The organism is Protofrankia sp. Cr1 (assembly GCF_963555865.1).
Classification (GTDB): Bacteria; Actinomycetota; Actinomycetes; order Frankiales; family Frankiaceae; genus Protofrankia.
In genome coordinates, this window is sequence record NZ_CAUVXO010000025.1 from 1 (window position 1) to 2,060 (window position 2,060).

Sequence of the window (2,060 nt, forward strand, 5' to 3'; positions counted from 1 at the left end):
GGAGGTGTCACGGGACTCGGCCCTGCATCAGTGCGGCGGCCACCTGGACGTTTGGTGCCGACGAGCACGGGAAGTGCACGAGCACCTGGATGCGACGCCACGGCTTCGGGGGTACAACACGTCCATGAACAGCCAGTCGGGTCCCCCTGGACCGCGCACCACGGCGGGGTCGGGGAAGCTGGTTGCGTCGGCCTTAGCCGGTGAGCTGTTCGAGGTTGTCCCGATCGCCCTGACGATCTTTGACCGCGAGCTGAGGGTCCTTCGGGTCAACCAGGCGATGCTCGCGCTGACTGGGCTGACCGCCGAGGAGATCGTGGGCAGGCCCGCACCCGCGGTGATGCCCGAGGTGGCGTCCGCCGCCTGGGACATGGCCCGCCACGTACTGGCGACCGGGCAGGCGAGCCTGGATGTGGAGATCATCGACGTGACCCGGCTCCGCTGGCCCGAGGAACGCATCCACCGTGTCTCCTGCTACCCGCTGCGGGATTGTTGCGGCGTAACGGTAGCGGTCGGTCAGGCGGTGGTCGATGTCACCGAGCAGCGTAGGGCAGAAGCCGAGCGTGACGCGGTGGAGCGGCGGCTGCGGCTGCTCGGCCGGGCCAGCGGGCTGGTCGGAGCGTCGCTGGACCTGGCTGCGACCCTGCAGGAGCTGGTCGAGCTCGTCGTCCCGGAGTTCACCGACGAGTGCGTGGTCCTGCTGACCGACGAGCCGATGGACCCCGACGCGAGGCCGCACCCGCTGCTGATGCGCAGAGTGGTCTGGGCGCACCTGCCTGGGACTCCGCCCCTGCCCGGAGCCGACGACACCGCCGGACGCCTTCTCAAGATGCGGCCTGGTACTCCCGGCCACCTTGCCCTGACGCTGGGGCGCCCCATCCATTTGACGTTCGACCAGGAAATGGTCGACCGCATTGCGATTCCCGGCACGGAGGACTATCACCGGCATTTCGGTATCCGTTCCGGCCTGGCGGTGCCGCTGGTGGCGGGGGGTGAGTTTCACGGTGTCGTCCACTTCGGCCTGGGTCCGTCCGGGCGGACCTACACCGACGTGGACGCGCGGACCGCCGGGGAACTGGGAAGCCGGATCGCGGCCGCGATCGCCAACGCCCGCGCCTACGCCCGGCAACGCGCCGCCGCGATTACCTTGCAACGCAGCGTGCTGCCCGGCGACGTACCCACCGTCGAAGGCCTGGACGTCGCCTGGCGTTATGAACCCGGAACCGCCGGCACCGAGGTCGGCGGCGACTGGTTCGACGTCATCCCGCTGTCCGCAGGGCGGGTCGCCCTGGTGATCGGCGACGTCATGGGCCGCGGCCTGACCGCGGCCGCCGCCATGGGCCAGGTCCGTGCCGCCGTCCGCGCCTTCGCCGCCCTCGACCTGACCGCCGCCGACGTACTCACCAACCTTGACGATCTTGTTCGCGCGATCGGAACCGGGCCTGACGGCACGCTCGTCAGCGCGATCTACGCCATCTGGGAACCCGCCACCGCCAGCATCACCGTGGCCAACGCCGGCCACCTGCCCCCTGTCATGCGCGACCCCGACGGCCAGGTCCACCTTCTCGACGGTGGCGGGGACGCCCCCGACATGATCCTCGGCGTCGGCCGCCAGACCGTCACCGAAACCCGCTACTGCTTCCCCGTGGGCTCCACCCTCGCTCTGTTCACCGACGGACTCGTCGAATCCGCCACCATCGACATAGACGAAGGAATCGGACGCCTCCTACGCGCCCTCACCCGCCCCGGCACCCTCCACATCACCGCTGACCGGCTTCTGACATTCCTCGACCGCACCGACGGCTATGACGACGACGTCGCGCTCCTGCTCATCCACGCCACCGTCCCGACGGCCGCCCGCACCAACACCCTCATCCTCACCCCGGAACCCCGCGCCGCCAAGATCGCCCGTAGTGCCGCCACCACCAGCCTGACCGACTGGAAACTCCCGGAACTTCTCGACATCACCGAACTGCTTGTCAGCGAACTGGTCACCAACGCCATTCGCTACGCCGCCACCCCCTTCGAACTCGCCATCCGCCAGGGTCGTGATGCCCTCTATG

General features: G+C 69.4%; 1 protein-coding gene. It reads left to right on the top strand.

Features of this window, described 5'->3' with window-relative positions; translation table 11 throughout:
* Positions 1-124: 124 nt before the first annotated feature.
* On the top strand, positions 125-2,060 hold a 1,936-nt coding region (locus U9980_RS04355), incomplete at its 3' end, for a SpoIIE family protein phosphatase (protein ID WP_322766787.1).